The sequence below is a fragment of the Desulfonauticus submarinus genome (assembly GCF_900104045.1).
GTDB classification, from domain to species: domain Bacteria; phylum Desulfobacterota; class Desulfovibrionia; order Desulfovibrionales; family Desulfonatronovibrionaceae; genus Desulfonauticus; species Desulfonauticus submarinus.
Genome location: NZ_FNIN01000011.1, coordinates 32,103 through 54,041, shown reverse-complemented (window position 1 = coordinate 54,041; position 21,939 = coordinate 32,103). Strand labels below are relative to the sequence as shown.

General features: G+C 33.8%; 23 protein-coding genes and 1 tRNA gene. 14 read left to right on the top strand and 10 right to left on the bottom strand.

The features are described 5' to 3' along the window. From BLP60_RS08610 to BLP60_RS08595, 4 genes are all read right to left on the bottom strand, one after another. A partial coding sequence (locus BLP60_RS08610) for an FAD-binding protein (RefSeq protein ID WP_143338929.1) occupies positions 1-1,134 on the bottom strand: 1,134 nt, incomplete at its 3' end. A 37-nt stretch (positions 1,135-1,171) separates the two neighbouring features. Then, positions 1,172-1,666, bottom strand: a complete 495-nt coding sequence (gene aprB / locus BLP60_RS08605) for an adenylyl-sulfate reductase subunit beta (RefSeq protein ID WP_092066021.1) — start codon at positions 1,664-1,666, stop codon at positions 1,172-1,174. A gap of 201 nt (positions 1,667-1,867) precedes the next feature. Further along, a complete protein-coding gene (sat, locus tag BLP60_RS08600) occupies positions 1,868-3,157 on the bottom strand; it encodes a sulfate adenylyltransferase (protein ID WP_092066019.1) in 1,290 nt (429 codons plus the stop codon). 111 nt (positions 3,158-3,268) lie between these two features. Then, entirely contained in the window at positions 3,269-5,089 is a 1,821-nt protein-coding gene (locus BLP60_RS08595) for a sensor domain-containing diguanylate cyclase (RefSeq protein ID WP_159427717.1), read from the bottom strand. 251 nt (positions 5,090-5,340) lie between these two features. Here BLP60_RS08595 and BLP60_RS08590 point away from each other — a divergent pair, with 251 nt between their 5' ends. Then, positions 5,341-6,117, top strand: coding sequence for an inositol monophosphatase family protein (locus BLP60_RS08590; RefSeq protein ID WP_092066015.1), 777 nt, complete (start codon positions 5,341-5,343; stop codon positions 6,115-6,117). Between the two features lie 163 nt (positions 6,118-6,280). Further along, positions 6,281-6,357 (top strand) — tRNA-Pro (locus BLP60_RS08585). Positions 6,358-6,429: 72 nt separating this feature from the next. Here the strand turns inward: BLP60_RS08585 and BLP60_RS08580 are convergent. From BLP60_RS08580 to BLP60_RS08565, 4 genes are read right to left on the bottom strand one after another with little or no spacing between them, the layout of a single operon-like run. Beyond that, positions 6,430-6,900: a metallophosphoesterase gene (locus BLP60_RS08580; protein ID WP_092066012.1), complete on the bottom strand. Its 471-nt coding sequence runs from the start codon at positions 6,898-6,900 to the stop codon at positions 6,430-6,432. Continuing rightward, the gene (locus BLP60_RS08575; RefSeq protein WP_092066010.1) at positions 6,901-8,259 is read right to left on the bottom strand and encodes a sigma-54-dependent transcriptional regulator; all 1,359 of its coding nucleotides are present in this window, start codon (positions 8,257-8,259) and stop codon (positions 6,901-6,903) included. Next, a complete protein-coding gene (locus BLP60_RS08570) occupies positions 8,244-9,530 on the bottom strand; it encodes a dihydroorotase (RefSeq protein WP_092066008.1) in 1,287 nt (428 codons plus the stop codon). Before BLP60_RS08570 ends, BLP60_RS08575 begins: the two co-directional genes overlap by 16 nt. Positions 9,531-9,546: 16 nt before the next feature. After that, positions 9,547-10,470, bottom strand: a complete 924-nt coding sequence (locus tag BLP60_RS08565) for an aspartate carbamoyltransferase catalytic subunit (RefSeq protein WP_092066006.1) — start codon at positions 10,468-10,470, stop codon at positions 9,547-9,549. Positions 10,471-10,543: 73 nt separating this feature from the next. On the opposite strand from BLP60_RS08565, the gene rimO reads away from it, so the two are divergent. Both rimO and BLP60_RS08555 read left to right on the top strand, forming a co-directional pair. Further along, positions 10,544-11,848 carry a 30S ribosomal protein S12 methylthiotransferase RimO gene (gene rimO / locus BLP60_RS08560; protein ID WP_092066004.1) on the top strand — a complete coding sequence of 435 codons (1,305 nt, stop codon included), beginning with the start codon at positions 10,544-10,546 and terminating at the stop codon, positions 11,846-11,848. Between the two features lie 183 nt (positions 11,849-12,031). Beyond that, entirely contained in the window at positions 12,032-13,627 is a 1,596-nt protein-coding gene (locus tag BLP60_RS08555; protein WP_092066002.1) for an AAA-like domain-containing protein, read from the top strand. 47 nt (positions 13,628-13,674) lie between these two features. Here the strand turns inward: BLP60_RS08555 and BLP60_RS08550 are convergent, their stop codons facing one another. Further along, a complete protein-coding gene (locus BLP60_RS08550) occupies positions 13,675-14,010 on the bottom strand; it encodes a tRNA-binding protein (protein WP_092066031.1) in 336 nt (111 codons plus the stop codon). 162 nt (positions 14,011-14,172) lie between these two features. On the opposite strand from BLP60_RS08550, the gene BLP60_RS08545 reads away from it, so the two are divergent. From BLP60_RS08545 to BLP60_RS08505, 10 genes are all read left to right on the top strand, one after another. Further along, complete coding sequence (locus BLP60_RS08545; protein WP_092066000.1) at positions 14,173-14,868, top strand: type 1 glutamine amidotransferase; 696 nt, start codon at positions 14,173-14,175, stop codon at positions 14,866-14,868. A 91-nt stretch (positions 14,869-14,959) separates the two neighbouring features. Further along, on the top strand, positions 14,960-15,136 hold the full coding sequence (locus BLP60_RS08540) for a MarR family transcriptional regulator (RefSeq protein ID WP_092065998.1): 177 nt from the start codon (positions 14,960-14,962) through the stop codon (positions 15,134-15,136). A 42-nt stretch (positions 15,137-15,178) separates the two neighbouring features. After that, positions 15,179-15,559: a desulfoferrodoxin gene (locus BLP60_RS08535; protein WP_092065996.1), complete on the top strand. Its 381-nt coding sequence runs from the start codon at positions 15,179-15,181 to the stop codon at positions 15,557-15,559. 13 nt (positions 15,560-15,572) lie between these two features. Beyond that, complete coding sequence (locus tag BLP60_RS10705; protein ID WP_234970980.1) at positions 15,573-15,770, top strand: rubredoxin; 198 nt, start codon at positions 15,573-15,575, stop codon at positions 15,768-15,770. Between the two features lie 21 nt (positions 15,771-15,791). Then, a complete protein-coding gene (gene rd, locus BLP60_RS10700) occupies positions 15,792-15,950 on the top strand; it encodes a rubredoxin (protein ID WP_234970979.1) in 159 nt (52 codons plus the stop codon). 100 nt (positions 15,951-16,050) lie between these two features. Next, entirely contained in the window at positions 16,051-17,250 is a 1,200-nt protein-coding gene (locus BLP60_RS08525) for an FprA family A-type flavoprotein (RefSeq protein ID WP_092065994.1), read from the top strand. 47 nt (positions 17,251-17,297) lie between these two features. Beyond that, positions 17,298-17,978 carry a DVU0298 family protein gene (locus tag BLP60_RS08520; protein ID WP_092065992.1) on the top strand — a complete coding sequence of 227 codons (681 nt, stop codon included), beginning with the start codon at positions 17,298-17,300 and terminating at the stop codon, positions 17,976-17,978. A gap of 34 nt (positions 17,979-18,012) precedes the next feature. Then, positions 18,013-19,314, top strand: a complete 1,302-nt coding sequence (locus BLP60_RS08515; protein WP_092065990.1) for a cytochrome ubiquinol oxidase subunit I — start codon at positions 18,013-18,015, stop codon at positions 19,312-19,314. Positions 19,315-19,348: 34 nt separating this feature from the next. Next, positions 19,349-20,374, top strand: coding sequence for a cytochrome d ubiquinol oxidase subunit II (gene cydB, locus BLP60_RS08510; protein WP_092065988.1), 1,026 nt, complete (start codon positions 19,349-19,351; stop codon positions 20,372-20,374). A gap of 191 nt (positions 20,375-20,565) precedes the next feature. Next, positions 20,566-21,246, top strand: coding sequence for an ATP-binding protein (locus BLP60_RS08505; RefSeq protein ID WP_092065986.1), 681 nt, complete (start codon positions 20,566-20,568; stop codon positions 21,244-21,246). Positions 21,247-21,255: 9 nt separating this feature from the next. On the opposite strand, the gene BLP60_RS08500 is transcribed toward BLP60_RS08505, so the two are convergent. Beyond that, the gene (locus BLP60_RS08500; RefSeq protein ID WP_234970978.1) at positions 21,256-21,936 is read right to left on the bottom strand and encodes a Crp/Fnr family transcriptional regulator; all 681 of its coding nucleotides are present in this window, start codon (positions 21,934-21,936) and stop codon (positions 21,256-21,258) included. Positions 21,937-21,939: the final 3 nt, after the last annotated feature.

Here is a 21,939-nt window from a genome sequence, read left to right as displayed (position 1 = left end):
CTTTTGCTCTTTCTTATCCAAGGTCTTAAAAGTTTCTTGAAGAGCTGTAGCAGTATCCATGAAGATAGGACCACGTCCTTCTTTCATCTCTTTGAGCATCATGTGGTTACGCAAACAAGTAGGAATAACTGGACCATGAGCATAACCTTTTTCTTCATACTGCTTGAGCATATCGCGGTTGGTCTGACAGTAATCTTCACCCTTAGCGTTGGTTGCTTTTGCTTTAAAAAGCAAGAACCAAGCACCTACAGGACCATAACCATCTTTAAAACGAGCAGGAACAAATCTGTTTTCCATCATGGTCATCTCTGCTCCAACTTGAGAACAGAGAGTATAAGTAGAACCAGCATTCCATACAGGATACCATGCACGGCCCATACCTTCACCAGTGGAACGAGGACGATAAATATTAACAGCACCACCACAAGCTACCAACATTGCATTACATTTAATGATGTAAACTTTATTTTCACGTAAAGAAAAGCCAACAGCACCAGCAATGCGGTTAGGTACATTAGCATCTAAGAGAAGCTTTACAATAAAAAGCCTTTCAATATAACCAGTGGCCTTGCCATCTTCTTCTCTAAATTCACCCAAAGCATTCTTAGCAGCTTCAGCAACAATACATTTATAAGACTCACCATTAATCATAATCTGCCAACGACCAGAACGAACTGGTTTGGCTCCATTGCGAACTTGCAAACCTTTTTTCTTTGCTTGAGCACCATCTAAACGTTTACCTTCATCGGTTTGAACCCAGAGAGGAAGACCCCATTCTTCAAAAAGATGAACAGAATCATCAACGTGACGACCAAGATCAAAGATAAGGTCTTCACGAACAATACCCATCAAGTCAGTTCTTACCATGCGAACATAATCATCAGGAGTATTTTCGCCTAAATAAGTATTAATAGCAGAAAGACCCTGAGCAACAGCACCAGATCTTTCTAAAGCAGCCTTATCTACCAAAAGAACTTTTACACCATATTTATCAGCCCATCTTTTGGCCTCAAAAGCAGCACCACAACAACCCATACCACCACCGACGAGCAATACGTCGGTTGTCAATTCTACAACTTCGGGTTCAGCCAAAGGCAACCCTAATGGTTTGGCCTTAGCAGGAATCTGAGGCATATCTTTACCCTCCTTAGTTTATTTTCTAGTTAATTTGTTATTTTCTGAACTTAGGATCAACCCAGGTTTCTACCAAGTCAGCATTAGCAACTTCGTACTTCTTACCCAAAACCTCAATTGGTTTCTTCAACTCAGTCTCAGTGAAAAGAAGCTCATTATCTAAATCGCCTGCTTCAGGTTTTCCTTCATAAGGCTTGATAGAACCTTCATCAGTGGTTCTGATAGGGAATTTGAAACGCTTAATGTTGCCGTTTCTAAATTGAATTGTCCACATAATGTCAGAAGCACTGCGCATAGGAATACTAGTACCACCCATAGGAGCAAAGTCAGCATAAGGACGAGCCTCAATAGCACCCTGAGGACAAATCTTTACGCAGGAATAACATTCCCAGCAAGCATCAGGTTCTTGGTTATAAGCTTTCATTTCCTCAGGATCCAAGATCATAAGATCATTGGGGCAGATGTACATACAAGCAGTCTTTTCTCCACCCTTGCAGCCGTCACATTTGGCTGGATTAACAAAGGTTGGCATAATTCATCCTCCTCTAATATAGTTTTGTTAATTGATACCCCTAGCCATTTCTTCCGCTACTATCTAAAACAAGAAGTAGCGACTACACGCCTTTTACCAGCGCCTTTTTCTCCTTGTCAAGGAGAAAGTGAAATTTATCTCAAAGTCTAAAATAAGAGGGAAAGATTAATCTCTCCCTCTTAACATTACACACTCTCGACTTTATTTCATTGGATCTCCACTAGCAGCCTTTTGCATTTTAATCTCAACTTTTTCAGTTAGATTTTCATAGTACTCGCGCAAAATAGCTAATACTTCTTCGCGACCAAAATGATCTGGGATTGGCTGACCCTCAGACAAAGCTTTACGCAACTTTGTACCACTCAAAATCACTCTATCTTCTTTAGAGTGAGGGCAAGTGCGTAAGGAAGCCATACCATCACACTTATAACAATAGAAAGTCCAGTCTATCTTCAAAGGAGTACAAAGCAAAGCTTTGCCTGGCTCTTCTGGATAAGGAATACGATCAAAAATTTCCTGAGCTTCAAACAAACCATAAAAATCACCTACACCAGCGTGATCACGACCAATAATCATACGAGAAATTCCATAATTTTGACGGAAAGTTGCATGTAAAAGAGCTTCACGAGGACCAGCATAACGCATATCTAATGGATAACCAGCTTGAATTACATTTTCTTTCACAAAATAGTGCTCAATTAAGGTATCAATACATTTAATTCTAACTTCAGCTGGAATATCTCCTGGTTTCAATTTTCCAATTAAAGAATGAATAACAACACCATCGCACACTTCAATTGCAATCTTTGCCAAAAATTCATGAGACCTGTGCATTGGATTACGCAACTGCAAAGCAGCAACTTCTTTCCAGCCTCTCTTTTCTAATTCTGCTCTCATCTCAGCAGGACGCATGTATACGCCTTTAAACTTAGTAGGAAATTCGCCTTCGCTCAATACATTTACTGGACCAGCTAAACAAACATCCTTCTCAGCCATAACCATTTTAACACCAGGATGATCCTCAAGAGCAATTTTCCAGAACTTATCATCAGCACTATCTTCACCTTGCCCCTTATAAACCATCTCACATTCCCACTTTTTATCAGCCTCAGTCTTCTCCCACTTTTCTGTTACCTTCATAGTAGCAACAACTTCATTGTTATTCTCTGGATCAACAAGAGCAATCTCATCTCCCTCTTTTATTTCAGCAGCATCTTCCTTAGTTACAGAAAAAGTTACTGGCACAGGCCAGAATGTTCCATCTGCTAACAAAAAGTTTTCACAAACACCCTTCCAGTCAGCACGAGTCATAAACCCATCTAAAGGACTAAAGCCACCTGTACCAATCATGATAAGATCGCCCTTTTCACGGCTACTTACAGGCACCTTTTTCAAAGATTCAGCTTTTTTTAATTCTTCAGCCCTAGCATCTCCTTCCAACAGGCGGATAACAAGCCCTTTACCGCCATGAGGGGGAACAAGTTTAGACATACCCTACCTCCTTAATTAATTTTCACTTTTAGCATCACTATAGCTTGTGAATTTATGCACGCACTATATACGCTTAAGTTTTAACTTGCAAGTCCTTTTTTTCACAAATTTTTATTCCTTTACAAATACTACATACTCTTTAGTTTTATCATTTTTAGCCATATACATAGCCTCGTCAGCAGACTTTAACAAAGCATTAAGAGTTTTGCCATGTTCTGGGAAAACACTTAATCCTAAGCTTAAACTCAAAATTATCTCTTCATTATCTACCAAGAAGGGTTTTTTAAAGCCTTCTATTATTTTTTTAGCTATTTGTTCCAAGTATTCCTTTTTCTTAAGATCTTTTATTAAAACTACGAATTCATCTCCTCCAAGCCTAGCAATAAAGTCGCCCTCCCTCAAAATCTCTTCCAATCTTTTAGAAACACCCACTAGAATAGCATCTCCTACCCCATGCCCAAAAATATCATTTATAAGCTTAAAGTCATTTACATCTATATAAATTAATCCCAAAAACTTATTGCTATTCTTTACCTCTTCTAGAGCCTTACCAGCTACTTTTAAAAAATATAACCTATTAGGTAGCCCAGTTAAGACATCATGAAAAGCTAAATATTGCATCTTCTTTTGAACAGCTTTTTTTTCTGTAATATCTTTAGCCAAAATACTAATAACTTGCTTATCTTCTAGCTCTATAAAATATGCACTTAAATCAACATAAAAAATCTTTCCATCTCTTGCTTTACATGGAAATTCTCCTAAAAAACTTCCTTTTTTACTCACGCTATGAAAAAAAGCATCAACATCTTTTTTAGACAGATCAACCAAATCATAGAATAGTATTTTATGTATTTCTTCATCTTTATAGCCAAAATAATTACTAAAACTCCTATTATACTTTAGAATCTTTTTGCTTTTCAAATCACACAAAAATATTATATCTCCACTCTGCTCAACTATAGCAGAGTATAAAGAAAAACTATCTACTAAGGTTGAATATCCTTTTTTTAACTTAGTGACTATACTATTTATCTTATCAACTATGCACTTAAGCTCATCTTCTTTAGGACATAAATCTATATTTTTAAGAGAATTCCAATCAACAATATCTTGAAGACAAGCATTTATGAGGCTGATTGGCTTTTCAACTATTTTTTTCAAAAAAAAGTTTATTATAAAAAATACAAATAATAGAGACACCAAAATGAAAAGAAATGAAAAATAAAATAACTCTTGAGTTTGCTGAAATACTGATCTATTTTGACAAATAGAAAATAATATAGATTTATTGCCAAATACATCTTCTTTTAACCAAAAAATTTTGGCATCACTAATAGTAATATCTATAAAAAACTTCTTCTTATTTAGATTCTCAACAATTAATCCAAGTTCTGGAGTATATTTATGTATAAACCTTAATTCTAATTTTGAACCTAATCCCTCTATTATACTTTTAAGGCGTACCTTATCAAAAAAATATGCGGATAAAAAAACATAAGTTTGTTTTTTGTACTTAAAATTACTTACCGCCACCACGGAATACATTTTAAAGTTGGGAATCAATCCAACAATTGTGTTCTTTTGCTCTAATTCCAGTAATTTAATTAACTGATGAATTTTCTTATTTAAAATAAAAAAGAACTCTCTTTCTTTATCTTTTATACAAGAAGAAAATCTAACTTCTCCTGAAGAATTGACAATAGCAACTCCATCAAGAGATGCACTTTGCAAAAGTTTTTTTGACCAATTCTTTCTATCTTGAGATGCAGTAATAAATATTCTATTGATTAACCCACTAGAAATAATGAAGGAATTAAAATAAAATAGCCTCTTAAATTCTTGCTCAAACGCTTTATTAACCCTATGTACTTGAGATATTAAGTTTGCTTGCTCTCGATACAAAAACTCGCGTTTTAAAAAATGTCGAAACACAAAGTAATTAATGGAGACTATAACAAAAAACGATATCAAAAAAACTATAGTAATCTTATGGCGTAAGGACATTGGTGAAATAGTTAAGAAAACTCCTTTATTTTTTTGTTAGAATTAATTAGTCTAAATATAGATTAAATGCAAGATGTTTGATAGAATATTTTGAAAGAAAAGAAAGAAAAAAATTTAAGTTGTATTAAAAAAATTAAACTTTGTAAGAGTAATAAAACTAGATGAGGAGTAGTATATTTATGAATAAACAACTTACTGCACTTACTCAAATTATTTACCAAGCAGGAGATATAATTAAAAAAAATTGGGATAAACCAAGAAAAATCAGTCATAAGGGAGAAATAGACTTAGTTACCGATACGGATGTTGCAGTGGAAAATTTTCTAATCCAAAAAATTAAAAGTATTTTCCCTAACGCAACTTTCTTAGCAGAGGAGCAAAAACAAACAACTAAAACAAAACTAGAAGAAGAAACATTTATCATTGATCCTTTAGATGGCACAACTAACTTCGCTCACGGATTTCCTTTTGTGGCGATTTCTGTAGCCTATGCCAAAAACGAAAAAATTGTTTTGGGTTTTATTTATTTACCCATTCTTAATGAATTCTTTTTTGCTCAAAAAGAAAAAGGAGCATTTTTAAATGGCAAGCCCATCTCTGTTTCTAAAGAAAACATTTTAAAAAATAGCCTTATAGCTACAGGTTTTCCTTACAACATCTCCACCAAAGCAGACTATATCTTAAAACTCATGAAAAAAGTTCTTCTGTCTTCTCAAGGACTAAGGCGAGCTGGGGCAGCAGCTATTGACCTTGCTTATACAGCATGTGGACGATTTGAAGGATTTTATGAAATCGGATTAAAGCCTTGGGATACAGCCGCAGGATGGCTTTTAGTAGAAGAAGCAGGAGGTAAGGTCACCAATTTCTCCAATGAACCTTACAATATATATTCTAACCAAATATTGGCTACCAATGGCCTTGTTCATCAAGAACTAGTAGATTTATTAACTACCTAAATATATCTGAACTAAATTTTGAAATCAAACACAAACAGTCTAACTTTCTAAAAAATAACGATACAATTGTACCTACAGATTAATAATTTAGTTAAAGTAAAAAATATAAAACAATTTGGTTGACAGTCTTATAAGAAAACATTAAAAAGCGTTTTCTCGACTGCGGGAAGTGGCGCAGCCTGGTAGCGCACCTGCCTTGGGAGCAGGGGGTCGCTGGTTCAAATCCAGTCTTCCCGACCAGATGGTAAAAAAGCCAGCTTTAAGCTGGCTTTTTTATTATTTAAATTACTTCTTCTTATAATCTTGCCGTAATTACACTTCTACAAACTGAATCTTAGGATTTTTTTCGTTCCAATCCAGTAAGGCAAAAGTTCCTTGTCTTCTCTTTAACTGACATGTTCCAGGATTTAAAAAATATGTATTTTTTATTTTAGAAAAATATTTTTTATGAGTATGCCCAAAACAAATTAAGTCAGCATCTGGAAAAATATTTAAAAGTTGTTGGGGATTTTTTTCCAGGTCTAAAACACCAAATCCATGAGTTACTCCTATTTTAAAGCCATTAACTTCCAAATAAGCCTTTGGCGATAATTCAAAAAAATCACAATTTCCTTTTACAGCAATAAATTTTGGATGATTATTTAAAAAATAATATATTTCCTCTCCTGTAAAATCTCCACAATGAATCAAGACATCTACATCTTTTAAAAATTTAGTATATAATTGTTCAAATTCGGTAGACATTGAATAAAGATGCGTATCAGATAATACACCAAAACGCATTTATCCCTCCAGTCCAGTCTTTTGCAGTCTATATCTAAACTGTCTTAAGTTTAAACCCAACAGCTCAGCAGCCTGTGTTTTATTTTTAGCTCTTTTTAAAGCTGCCTCTAATATCTCTCTTTCTTTTAGAATTAAATAATCGTCTAAAGATATTTCTCCCTTTAAAACCTTGTCCATTTCTAATTTTTGAGAGGCACTGTCATATTCATACATAATCAATGACTCTGGTTGGATCACATCCTCTTTTTCTAAAGCCACAGCTCTTTCAATAATATTTTCCAATTCCCGAACATTACCAGGATAAGAGTATCCTTTTAATTTAAGGATAGCTTTTGGCGCAAATCCAATAATATTCTTTTTTTGTTCCTTGCAAGCCCTTTTCAAAAAATATTCAGCCAAGGCAATAATATCATCTCCACGATCTCTAAGTGGAGGCAAATTAATAATCACACCACTTAATCTGTAAAATAAATCTTCACGAAATTGTCCATGACTAACCATTTCTAAAATATTTTGATTAGTAGCAGCTAAAAACCGAACATCTATTTTTTTCTCTTCTGCCCCTCCAAGGGGTCTAAAAGTTTTTTCTTGTATGCAACGAAGTAGTTTTACCTGCATACTAGGAGGCAATTCTGCCACTTCATCCAAAAAAATGGTTCCACCTTGAGCTTCCTCTAACAATCCCTTTTTAGCCCTATCTGCTCCTGTAAAGGCACCTCTCTTATAACCAAAGAGTTCACTTTCAAACAGATTTTCTGGAATTGCTCCACAATTAATAGGAACAAAAGGTTGAGAAGCTCGTCCACTAGCCTCATGAATACTTCTAGCGATAATTTCTTTACCTGTGCCAGATTCTCCTGTAATAAGTACATTTATTTCAGTAGGACCAATCTGTTTAACTAGTTCAAAAACTTTTTGCATTTGGGGGCATAATCCAATTATCTCTCCAAAATATCCCCCTACTTTTCTCTTTAAGTAAAGATTTTCAGCCTTAAGGCGTTTTTCTTGTAAGATTCTATCTACAATAATAAACAACTCGGTAATATCAAACGGCTTTGCCAAATAATCTATTGCACCCAATTTCATTGCTTCTACGGCACTTTGAGTTTCTGCAAAAGCAGTAATCATAACCACTGGCAAATCAGGCATGGACTCTCTAATTTCTCTAAGCAAATCTAAACCACTTTCCTGCCCCAATTTTAAGTCCAACAAGACTACATCAACAGGATAATTATTGAGATAATTTCTAGCAGTTTTTAAGTCTCCAGCCAAATACGGGGACCATTTTTTCTTTAAACAAGCAATTTCCAATACTTGCTGCAAGCTAGCATCATCATCTACAATTAAAATCCGGGCCATAATTTTTCTCCGAATATCAATTGTCCCTTATAAAAATGAAACTTTACCCTTCCTCTTAGCTTATGTCCTAACCACGGAGTATTCTTTCCCTTAGAAAACAAGGTATTAGGATTAACTAACCACTCCTCTTTTAAATCCACCAAAATAAAGTTAGCCTCCTGACCTGACATTAACTCACTAAACTCAAGTCCAAAAATTTCAGCAGGTCTTTTACCCCAAAGCCCTATAATATCTTTAAAACTAAATCCTTTTTTAAGAAGTTTTAGACTTAAACTTAAAGCTGTATCTAAACCAGAAATTCCATTAGGCGCATCTGCAAAAGCTTGTTCTTTTTCAAAATCAGCATGAGGAGCGTGATCTGTTACCAAAATATCAATAACTCCTTCTCGCAAAGCATGGAGCAATGCTTCTTGATCTTGTTTGGTACGCAAAGGAGGGTTTACTTTTGCTAGGGTATTGTATTCATTACAAGCATCTTCAGTTAAAAAAAGATAATGAGGACAAGTTTCTGCTGTAATTGGTATACCTTTTTGTTTTGCCCAATAAATAAGCTCTACAGATTCTTTACAACTTATGTGAGCTAGATGAATGGGAATATCTAAATATGCAGAAAGTAAAATATCTCTTGCAACCTGTAAACTCTCTGCTACAGAGGGAATTCCCTTTAAGCCCAAAAAAGAAGATAATTTACCCTCATTAATTGCCCCATCTTTGGCTAAAAAACTATCTTCACAATGGTCTATCACTTTTAAACCTAAATCCCATGCATACTCCACACACCTTCTAAAAATCTCATTGTTCATTACAGGAAGCCCATCATTTGAAAACGCTTTACATCCAGCCTCTGCAAGCTCAGCTAATGGAGCCATTTCCTTACCAGCCAAACCTTTGGTCAAGGCTCCAATAGGATAAAGTCTTGGACCATTGGGCCAACTCTCTTTTGCTTTATCTAACATAAACTCAGTCACACTAGCCCTATCATTTATTGGATTAGTATTCGCCATTGCCATTACTATTCCAAATCCTCCTCCAGCAGCAGCGTGTAGGCCAGAAGCAATATCTTCCTTATACTCGTACCCTGGCTCTCTTAAATGAACATGAGCGTCAATAAGACTTGGCAATAATATAAGCCCATTGGCATCAAAAATTTTTTTATTATCTAAATTAAAATCTATTTTCTCAACTATATCTACGATTTTTCCTTCTGCTATGATTATATTAACCCTATTCTCCATCCACACAACATTTTTTATAACTATTTCTATATTCATAAAAACTCCCTAATGCTTATTTAGTTCCTAAAATATATAAATATAAAAGTGCCATTCTCACAGCCACACCAGAATTTACCTGATCTAAAATTAAACTTCTCTCAAAATCAGCTAAATGTGAATCAATTTCAACACCTCTATTTATAGGCCCTGGATGCATTATTTTAACGTCAGGACGAGCTTTTTTTAAAATTTTATAATTAAGTCCATATCGAATACTATATTCTCGTAAATCTGGCAAAAGTCCATTTTCTTGTCTTTCCAACTGAAGACGTAAACAAATAACTATATCTACATTTTGTATTGCGTCTTCTAAGTTGGAAAAAACATCCACTGGCCAGGTTGAAGTATCAAAAGGAAGCAGCGTTTTTGGAGCACAAAGTCTTACTTTTGCTCCCAGTTTAGTAAAAAGTTTAATATCAGATCTTGCTACCCTACTATGAGCTATATCTCCAAGGATAAGAATAGTTTTTTCCTTAAACTCAAAGCCAAGAGAATATAAAGTAAATCCATCAAGCAAAGCTTGTGTTGGGTGCGCATGCCAACCATCTCCTGCATTAATCACAGAGCACTTTACACACGAAGCAACAAAACTAGCAGCACCACTATGCCAATGACGAATTACAATACAATCTGGATTCATAGCTTCTAAGGTAAGAACAGTATCTTTTAGACTTTCCCCCTTTTTTAAACTACTACTAGACTTAGCCAAAGAAAATGTATCTGCAGATAATCTCTTTCCTGCCATATCAAAAGAGGTTTTAGTGCGCGTTGATGGCTCTGCAAAAAATAGTACAACACTTTTGCCTTTTAAAGTTGGAACTTTCTTTACTGGCCTCTTGTTTATTTCTTTAAAACTCTTGGCTAATTCAAAAATATGATAAATTTCTTCTTTACTTAGTTGGTCAACATCGAGTAAATGCTTATGTTTCCATTGCATAATAATTATTCTCCTAATTTTTTAAAATATTGAGAACTTATTTAACTAAATAGGCTAACCTATATCATTTAAAATGAAAAGTCCCAAATCTACATCTTTAAAAGTATTTTCTCTTAGTCTTGGTTGTCCTAAAAATTTAGTAGATACAGAAAATATCCTTGGAATATTAAAAAATTTTAAACCTGTACATTCACCCACAGAAGCTGATCTTATTTTATTGAATACTTGCTCCTTTATTCAACCTGCTGTGGAAGAAGCCTTAGAAAAAATTATCTTTATTATAGAACAAATCAAGCATTTAAACCCAAAACCATTTTTTATAGTCACAGGATGTTTAGTTAATAGATATGGAATCGAAATAAAAAAAGAATTTCCAGAAGTTGATCTATGGCTTCCGATAGCAAAACAATCGCAACTAACCTCTAAATTAGAAAAATATTTTCCAAATGCCTTTAAAAAAAGCAAACGCGTCCTTACTACTTCTTCTTATGCCTACTTAAAGATAAGCGAAGGATGCAATAACCGATGTTCATTTTGCACTATACCTTCAATAAGAGGAAAATTAAAATCTAAACCACTCCAAAAGCTCATCTTAGAGGCCTCTCATATAAAAAATTGTGGAGTAAAAGAGATCATTCTTATAGCGCAGGATCTTACAGCTTATGGAAGAGATCTTGGATATAAAAACGGACTTGCAACTCTCTTAGAACATCTTGCAAATTTGGAATTTTCTTGGATAAGAATGCTTTATCTCTATCCAGGCGGAATAAATAAAAATCTTCTCAATATAATTAAAAAATATAACAATATCTTACCTTATTTTGATTTACCTTTACAACACGCTCATCCAGAAATTCTAAAATCAATGGGTAGGCCTTTTGCTAAAAATCCTCAAAAAGTATTAGAACTTATTAAAGAACATATTCCAGAGGCTGTTATTCGTACTACCTTAATTGTAGGTTATCCAGGAGAATCTATCTCCCACTTTGAATATCTTGTTCAGTTTGTTTTAAAAAATCAATTCCACTATCTAGGCGTATTCACTTATTTTCCAGAACAAGGCACCCGAGCGGCAAAGTTATCTAATCAGGTGACATCAAGAGAAAAACAAAGACGCTATCAGGAAATAATGACATTACAACAAGAAATATCTAAAAAATGGCTAAAAACATGGAAAGGAAAAAAGGAAAAGATATTAATAGATGAACCTCACCCTGAATGGCCCACTTTATTCAAAGGTCGAACCTGGTTCCAAGCCCCAGAGATAGATGGCTTTACTTATATTAGCTCTCTTAACGCTTCACCTGGAAAATTTGTTTTAGCTAATATTGAAGATACAAAAACATATGATCTTATTGCTTTAGATATTTCTGATTAAAATCTCTTTATCTCTGCGTTCCAAATCTGCCATTGATTCTTATTTTATATATAGATATATTATTTTAGTTTTACATTTTGTAAACATACCAAAAAATATCTTATCAAGGATTAGAGCAGGAGACTAATATGTCAGTCAATAAAAATTAAAAATATAATAACCTAAAACTCCAAAGGAGATTCTATGCGCTATTTCAACACAGCAGGCCCAGTAAGATGCGATGAGCACTATTGTCTAGATCCACTTAAAAGATTTGATTTAGAAGAAGTATTAATGCTCATTGAGCAAAAAAAATATTTTGTCTTGCATGCCCCTCGTCAAACAGGCAAAACCTCATGCCTTTTAGCTTTGCAAGAATATCTTAATAAAGAAGGTAAGTATAAATCCTTATACGTAAATGTAGAGGCAGCGCAAGGAGCCAGAGAAAATGTGTATAGAGGTATGCGTGCTATTTTAAGCACCATAGAAATAATGATAGAACAATACTGGGGACAAGAGATAAAAATAAAAGGTAAAGAAATATTAGAAGAAAATGGAGAAGATGCTGCTTTATTAAAAATACTGGGGTATCTTAGCAAAATAGCCAAAAAACCAGTGGTTTTAATGCTAGATGAAATAGACAGTTTAGTAGGTGATACTCTAATTAGCGTGCTTAGACAGTTAAGAAGTGGCTATACCTTAAGGCCCAAAGCATTTCCGCAGAGTATAATTTTATGTGGAGTCAGGGATGTAAGGGACTATCGCATTCATTCAAACAAGGAAAAGGCAATAATTACTGGCGGAAGTGCTTTTAATATTAAGGCAAAATCTCTTCATTTAGGAGATTTTAATAAAAAAGAAATAGAAATACTTTATGCTCAACACACGCAAGAAACAGGTCAAAAATTTGAACCAGAAGCAATAGATTATATATGGGAGCTTACAGAAGGACAGCCTTGGTTGGTAAATGCCTTAGGTTATGTCGCGTGTTTTGAATTAAAAGAAGGAAAAGATAGAACCAATAAAATAACTAAGGCTTTAATTTCTGAGGCAAAAGAAAAGATAATTTTAGATAGATATACTCACATAGATCAGTTGGCAGATAAATTAAAAGAAGAAAGAGTAAAAAGAGTAATAGAAGGGATTTTAAGCGGCGATATGAATCCAGAGGATTTGCCAGTGGATGATATTTTGTATGTAAAAGACCTTGGTCTTATTAAAAATCGGCCTAGTTTAAGAATAGCAAATAAAATCTATCAAGAAATAATTCCAAGAGAACTAACCTTTGGCACTCAAGTAACCATAACCCATGAGACATGGTGGTATGTAAAAAAAGATGGTCGCTTGGATATGGACAAATTGCTAAAAGCGTTTCAAGAATTTTTTAGAGAACATAGTGAGATTTGGTTAGAAAAATTTCAATATAAAGAAGCAGGCCCTCAGTTATTGCTTCAAGCATTTTTACAACGCATAATAAATGGAGGAGGTAGAATAGAAAGAGAATATGGACTTGGTAGAAAGCGAACAGATTTGTTAATAATGTGGCCAGTAGATACAGATAATTTATTAAAAGCTAAAGAAGTGCAAAAAATAGTTTTGGAATTAAAAATTTTATATAAATCTTTGGAAAAGACAATAGAAGAAGGATTAGCACAAACTTATGCGTATATGGATAGATGCGGCACAACAGAAGGACATTTAATAATATTTGACAGACGAAAAGATATACCTTGGGACGAAAAAATATTTAAACAAGAAAAAAAATATAAAGGCAAAAAAATAAAAATTTGGGGAATGTAATCCTAATCCTCCTTATCTTTATAAATAAACAATTAAAAATAAAAATATTAAGCCAATTTCAAGCCATTTTCTACTGGTTTATCAGGAACAGCTAAAACAACTTTTCCATCTTCCTGAATAAAACCTGTAATTAAACATTCTGACTTAAAAGGTCCTATTTGTTTTGGGGGAAAATTGATTACTCCTATTACCTGCTTGCCCACAAGCTCTTTTGGCGTATACAAATGAGTAATTTGAGCACTAGACTTTTTAATCCCAAAAGGTCCAAAGTCTACTTTTAGCTTATAAGCAGGCTTTCTTGCCTCAGAAAATTCTTGAACCTCTATAATAGTTCCCACTCTAAGTTCAATTTTTTCAAAATCATCCCATGTTATTTTCTCCATAACATGCACTCCTTTTTTATAAATTTTTATTTTACCTAACAATAATCTGTTATAATTAAAACCTTTTTCTCTAAAACCTCCTTAAACGACTCAAATTAATTATTGAGATTACAACAAAGGTGAGATAAACTCAAAATTAATTTTTAAAAAAGGAGAAAATAAATGCGAATTCACTATCTTCAACATGTACCATTTGAAGATTTAGGAAGCATTAAAGACTACCTCTTAAAACAAAAATGTACTATTAACTCAACAAAACTATATAAAAATGAAAAATTACCCAACCCTCAAGACTTTGATTGGCTTATCATCATGGGAGGACCTATGGGTGTGGATGATGAGAAAAAATACCCCTGGTTAATAAAAGAAAAAAAATTCATTCTAGATACAATAGAAGATAGCTCAAAAACCATATTAGGCATTTGCCTAGGAGCCCAACTTATAGCCAATGTTCTTAAAGCAAAAGTCTATAAAAACAAATACAAAGAAATCGGTTGGTTTAATATAGTAAAATCTAGTGAGCTAAAAGGGACTATTCTAGATGATGTGTTTCCTAACTCTATTGAAGCATTTCATTGGCATGGAGATACTTTTGAAATTCCCAAAGAAGCAAAATTAATTGCATCTAGTGATGCCTGTAAAAATCAAGGATTCATAATTGATAATAGAATTATAGGCTTTCAATTTCATTTGGAAACTACATTAGAGTCTGCAACTAAGTTAATAAAAAATTGTCGACAGGATTTAGACAACTCAAAATATGTCCAATCTGAAAAAGAAATATTATCTAACAGCCAAAAGTTCACTTTAATCAATAAGTTAATGAAAAAGATCCTCAACAAATTACTAACAAAATAAAAAACAATCTGAATCCAATTAAAAACACTTGACACCCTTAACTTTTAAAATTAATAGTAATAATTATTAATCTCAACTAAAGGAGGTAAAAATGAAGGAAAAGGTAATAGAAGTGTTAAAATCATCTAGTAATCCTTTAAAGTCTGCAGATATTGCTAAAAAATTGGGAGTTGCAACTTCAGATGTAACCAAAATCATAAAAGAGCTAAAAAAAGAAAATCTAATTTATTCACCAAAAAGATGTTTTTATGCTTGTGTACAAGATTAATTTTTTGTAATAAATAAAAAAAAATAAAAATAGGAGGAAGTTATGACTAAGGTATTGGAAATTTACAAATGTGAAATATGCGGCAACATAGTAGAAATGGTTCATGATGGAAAAGGAGAGCTTGTTTGTTGTGGTCAACCAATGAAATTATACACAGAAAATAGTGTTGATGCTGCTTATGAAAAACACGTGCCTGTAATTGAAAAGACAAACAATGGTTATAAAGTAACAGTAGGTAGTACAGCACACCCTATGGAAGAAAAACACTATATCGAATGGATTGAGCTTATAGCAGACAATAAGGCATATAGAAAATTTTTAGTCCCAGGAGACAAACCAACGGCTGAATTTTGTATCTCTGCTGACAAAGTAACTGCTAGAGCTTATTGTAATTTACATGGACTTTGGAAAGCAGAAGCATAAAAAAGGAAGTATTATGACAAATCCAGAAAATATGTGGCAATGTCAGGTATCTAATTGTGGTTATATTTACAATCCAGATAAAGGAGATCGTAAGGCTAAAATACCTAAAGGGACTGCATTTGAAGATTTACCTGAAGACTGGAAATGTCCTGTGTGTGGAGCAACTAAAAAAAGCTTTCGGCCCTTAGGAGGCCCAAACGCTGTGAAATAAAAACATTAAAGGAGAAAAAATATGGAACGTTGGGTATGTGCAATTTGTGGTTATGTGTATGATCCTAAGGAAGGAGATCCTGGGCATGGAGTCCAACCTGGGACAAAATTTGAAGACCTCCCAGAGGATTGGGTTTGTCCTGTTTGTGGTGCTACAAAAGAGAATTTTAACAAAGAATAAAAAATTAAGAGCCCCAGTGTTGGGGCTCTTTGCTCTTTACAGTCCAAGGGGCTAAGAGCTTATAGTTTATTTTTTAAGGAAATTAAAGGAGTTAACAGTAATGGCGGTATTAAAAATAAAGGAAAATGTTTATTGGGTAGGAGTTATAGATTGGAATTTACGTAATTTTCATGGATACTCTCTAGCTGACAAAGGAACAACCTATAATGCTTATCTTGTGTTAGATGAAAAAATTACTCTTTTTGATACAGTCCCAGAAAAATTTAAATTAGATTTATATCACCAAATTCAACACCTTATAAAAATTGAAGATATTGATTATATTGTGGTTAACCATGTAGAGCCTGATCACTCAGGTGCTTTGCCTTTTATTATAGAAAAAGCAAAGCCAGAAAAAATATTTTGTTCTACAATGGGTAAAAAAGCCCTTTTAGACCATTATCACAACCCAAATTGGCCATACGAAGTAGTAAATAATGAAACTGTTATATCCTTAGGCAAAAAAAGTATTAAATTTATGGAAACAAGGATGCTTCATTGGCCTGACAGTATGTTTTCCTTTATTCCAGAAGATAAACTTCTAATTTCTAATGATGGATTTGGGCAAAATATTGCCTCTACAGAACGATTTGATGATGAAATAGAACTTGAATTAATACTTGCTGAAGCAAAGCATTATTATGCTAATATTATCCTACCTTATTCTTCAATTGTACAAAAAACCTTGGAAAATGTTCAAAATGCTGGTTGGGACATTGACATGATAGCTCCTGACCATGGCCTTATTTGGCGCTCTCATTTAGATAAGGTGATAAATTTATACAAAGAGTTAAGCATTCAAAAACTTAAACATAAAGCTGTTATAGTTTATGATACAATGTGGCAAAGTACAGAAAAAATGGCCAAGGCTATTGCAGAAGGATTAGTTAGCCAACAAATATCAGTAAAAATTATGTCTTTAAAATCATATCATCACAGCGATGTGATGGGAGAAGTAGTGGATGCAGCTGCTATTATTTGTGGCTCTCCTACTCACAACAATAGCATGATGCCCTTAATGGCAGACTTTTTAACTTATATGAAAGGCTTAAAACCTGTGGGTAGAATTGGCGCTTCTTTTGGTTCTTTTGGTTGGAGTGGAGAAGCACCAAAACACATTGCCAAAATACTAGAAGATGCAAAATTTGAACTTCCTCTTGAACCTTTAAAAGTAAAAAACGTTCCAACTCACGAAACCCTAGCCAAGTGCAAAGAAATGGGGAAAGCACTTGCCTTAGAAATAAAGAAAAAACTTAGTTAATGACTATTTTTAAGCAAGTATATTGAGAACAAAAGATAGGATTATAAATGTCTACTATTAGTAATAAAAAACTAAAATATAAAGTTTTTGATATCTTAGAAAAGGACAATCCCCAAACTGCTTTAAAAGAGCTTCTCACCTTTCCCTTAAAAAAAGTAGTAAATCCTCTGTTTTCTGCTCTTCTACATCCAGAAGAAAAAATCCGCTGGCATGGAATAAGTGCGTTTGGCTTAGTAGTAAACGAAATGGCTAAAAATTATATAGAAGATGCTAGAGTTGTTATGCGAAGATTCATGTGGATGCTAAATGATGAATCTGGCGGAATCGGGTGGGGAGTACCAGAAGCAATGGGCGAAATTATGGCCATAAACTCTCAAATAGCAAAGGAATACCATACTATTCTCTTTTCTTATCTTCAAGAGAACGAGCAAGGGAAAGATAATTTTTTAGAGTATGCGCCTCTTCGAAGAGGCGCATACTGGGGAACTGCGAGATTAGCTCAAAAAAGACCAAATTTAGGAATAAAGGCACAAGATAAAATATTAGCAGCTCTAAATTTAGAAACAGATGCATATATTTTAGCCTATAGTGTTCTATTTTTAAAAGTCTTAAAATTAGATATACCCAAAACCTTTATCCCTGTTATGGTCAAATATAAGCATATCAAAATTTACTGGAATTATTCATTTGTACCTTTAAGTAGTCTGGTAAGTGGTTTAAATAAATAAACATTAACCAACATACTTTTAAAAGGAGGCAGCAATGGATGTAGTTCTTTTGTCTAGGCTACAATTTGCCATGGCAACAATGTTTCATTTTATTTTTGTCCCTCTTACATTAGGGCTTTCTGTGTTAGTGGCTATTATGGAGACAATTTATGTTAAAACAGGAGATGATACTTACAAAAAAATGGCAAAGTTTTGGGGAAAATTATTTCTCATAAATTTTGCCTTAGGCATTGTAACAGGGATTACTCTTGAATTTCAATTTGGCACCAATTGGTCTAAATATTCAGAGTATGTAGGAGATATTTTTGGATCTCTTCTTGCAATTGAAGCCACTGCTGCCTTTTTCCTTGAATCAACATTTATAGCTGTATGGGTCTTTGGCTGGGAAAAACTTTCTCCTAAATTACATCTTTTAAGTATTTGGTTAGTGGCTATTGCCTCTAGTGTTTCTGCTGTTTGGATTTTAATTGCCAATGCGTTTATGCAGCACCCTGTAGGCTATGTAATGAGAAACGGTAGAGCAGAATTAGCTAACTTTCTGGATGTAGTTTTCCACAAATTTGCGTGGCTAGAAATCATTCACACCTTAAGCGCTGCCTATATTTTAGCTGGTTTCTTTGTTTTGGGTATTTCTGCTTACCATCTATTAAAAAATAACAATGTAGACTTTTTTAAAAAATCTTTTGCAATAGCAGCCACATTTGCATTTATATTTTCTTGTGTTGAAATAATAGAAGGTCATTATCATGGTTCTGAAATTGCAGAAACTCAACCAGCTAAATTAGCTGCAATGGAGTCTTTGTGGGAAACTGGCACTAATGTTCCTATGAACCTTTTAATTCTTCCAGATGAAAAAAATGAAAAAAACTCCATCGAAGCCTTTCCAATTCCAGGTCTTTTAAGTTTCTTAGCCCATCATAGTTTTTCTGCAAAAGTGCAAGGCCTCAAAGATTTTCCAAAAGATGAACGTCCTCCTGTAGCCCTTACGTTTTTTTCCTTTAGGATTATGGTTGGATTAGGCTTTTTATTTTTATTCCTCTCCTTTTGGGCCTGGAAAAATAGATTCAATCCACTTAAAAGCAAGCGTTTACTTAAATTTTTAATCTGGGCAATACCCTTGCCATATATTGCGATAGAGCTAGGATGGGTTGTGGCTGAAGTTGGGCGTCAACCTTGGATTGTATATGGTCTTATGAAAACATCAGATGCTGTCTCTCCAATTAATACTGGCCAAGTCTGGTTTTCTTTTATTGCCCTGACCCTACTTTACTCTTTTTTAGGAACTGTAGATATATATCTTTTAGCTAAATATGCACGTAAGGGGCCTGATGCTTAGAATCCACAAAAAAGAGAATACCTAGGAGGCAATTATGTTAGAAACAATTTGGTTTTTACTTTGGGGTATACTTTGGGCAATATATTTTGTTTTAGATGGCTTTGATCTTGGCTTGGGGACTTTAATGCCCTTTTTAGCTAAAAATGAACAAGATAAAAGATTTATCTATAATGCTATGGGGCCATTTTGGGATGGCAATGAAGTATGGCTTATTACTGCAGGAGGTGTTACTTTTGCCGCATTTCCTAAAACCTATGCAGTAATGTTTTCTGGTCTTTATACTGCATTAATGCTTTTGTTAATTGCCCTTATTATTAGAGGCATTAGTTTTGAATTTAGAAGTAAAGTAGAGAGTCCTGGTTGGAAAAAAATCTGGGATACTTGTATGTTTATAGGTAGCTTTTTACCTGCTTTATTATTAGGAGTCGCATTTGCTAATATTTTTAAAGGGATTCCCATTGATGCCAACGGCGTATTCCAAGGGAATATCCTTACCTTATTAAACCCTTATGGGCTTTTAGGAGGCATTCTATTTGTACTCTTATTCTTAGAACACGGGGCTCTATGGTTGGCCTTTAGGACAACAGGAGACTTGCAACTCAGAAGTGGTGCTACAGCTGCTAAAATCTGGCCAATTAAGGTTATTGTTTTACTTATCTTCTTAGTCTATAGTGCAATAAGTACGCAACTTTTTGCTAATTATCTCGCTAATCCTATCTTATTTATCCTTTTAGCTTTACCCATAATAGGTATTTTTCTATCTAGAATTTATACAGGAACTCAACAATGGCTTAAAGCTTGGATAGCTTCTGCTTTAACCATTTTTGGTACTGCAATGTTTGGTGTAATTGGGATCTACCCTGCACTTCTACCCTCTAGTATTAATCCAGCTTATAGTATGACTATATATAACTCCTCTTCCAGTACTCTTACTCTTAAAATTATGCTTGGAGTCGCACTTATCTTTGTTCCTCTTGTAATTGGATACCAATTTTGGGTTTATAAAAAATTTAGCCATCCTCTAACTCCAAAAGACTTAGAATATGAAGAAGCTTACTAGTTAGGCCTTTAGACCTTGCTCTAACCAAGCCCCCAGTTATTTCCATTGCTGGGGGCAACTATCTTTAATAACACTTTACTTTAAAATATTTTCTTTCATCACTTTTATTTACAAATCTTGACTTAAGTCAAAGCCATAAAAAAGTACTTAATTTAATATACATTTAAATTTGAATAAAAAGGAGAGTAACAATGAAAATCTATAGAAAAATTATTCAAATAAACGAAGAGTTATGCAATGGATGCGGAAAATGTATTCCTGCTTGTGAAGAGGGGGCCTTAGCCATCATAGATGGCAAAGCAAAAGTTGTCTCAGAAAAATTCTGTGATGGCCTAGGGGATTGTATTGGAACTTGTCCTACAGGAGCCCTAACTATAATTGAAAGAGAAGCTGAAGAGTTTGATGAAAATGCTGCCATGGAACATGTTAAGTCTTTTAAACAAGCGAATTGCTCTAGCTTTAATACTCCTACTTCACTTAAAACATCTCTTCTCTCTCATTGGCCTGTTAAGATTAAGCTTATACCCGTGGAAACAAAATTTTTACAAAACAGTCATCTTCTAGTAGCAGGTGATTGCGTACCCGTAGCCTTTTCTCAATTTCAAACTAAAATTAATCAAAAAGTTGTTTTAATTGGATGTCCAAAATTTGACAATCAAAATGAATATCTTCATAAATTTACTGAAATTTTTCAAAATAATTCTATATTATCTATTACAGTTTTAGAAATGGAAGTTCCTTGTTGTTTTGGATTACATAGAATTGTCTTACAAGCTCTAAGTCAAGCAGATAAAAAAATTCCTTTTACACGAATAGTTGTGTTTAGAAATGGAATGGTAAAAGAAGAAAAAACAATGAAAGCAATTTTTTAGTTTAAAAAGCTAAATTCTTTTTTTACCTAAAGCAATTTGCTGAAGAGCTTCTATATCTTTTAATATTACTTTGTTTCCCTTTAGATAAAAAATTTCTTTTTCTTTAAATTTTTTCATCACTCTAGACAATGTTTCTGGGATAGTTCCAAGCAAGCTAGCTAACTGATGTTTACTGATTTCAAGAGTAAACTCATTTTTCTTTTTTATTTCTCTAAAAAATAACAAATGGCTAGCCAACCTGGCAGGGACTTCTTTTAAACTAAGGGCCTCAACTTTTGCTACCATTTCTCGCAATCTTAAAGAAAACAATCCCATTAAGTGTAAACCAAGATCAGGACTTTGACCTAAAAGCCTCTTAAACTCTACTCTTGGGAAAAATAAAACAAAACTATCTTCTAAAGCCATTGCATTGGCAGGATACTCCTGATCAAAAAACACTGCTACTTCTGCAAAAATCTCACCTGGGCCAAAAATATGAAGAATATGTTCTTTACCTGTAAAAGCAAGTTTATAAATCTTTACCTTCCCAGAGATTAAAGCAAAAAAACCCTTAGCTTGTTCCTTTTCGTAAAAAATTTCTTCTCCTGCCAAGTAAGTCTTAGATACTACTATCTCGCTTAAGCTGTTTAAATCAGAAACCGATAAATCCTTTAAAATAGGAATGGATTTTAACTGCTCTAAAGTCTTCATTAT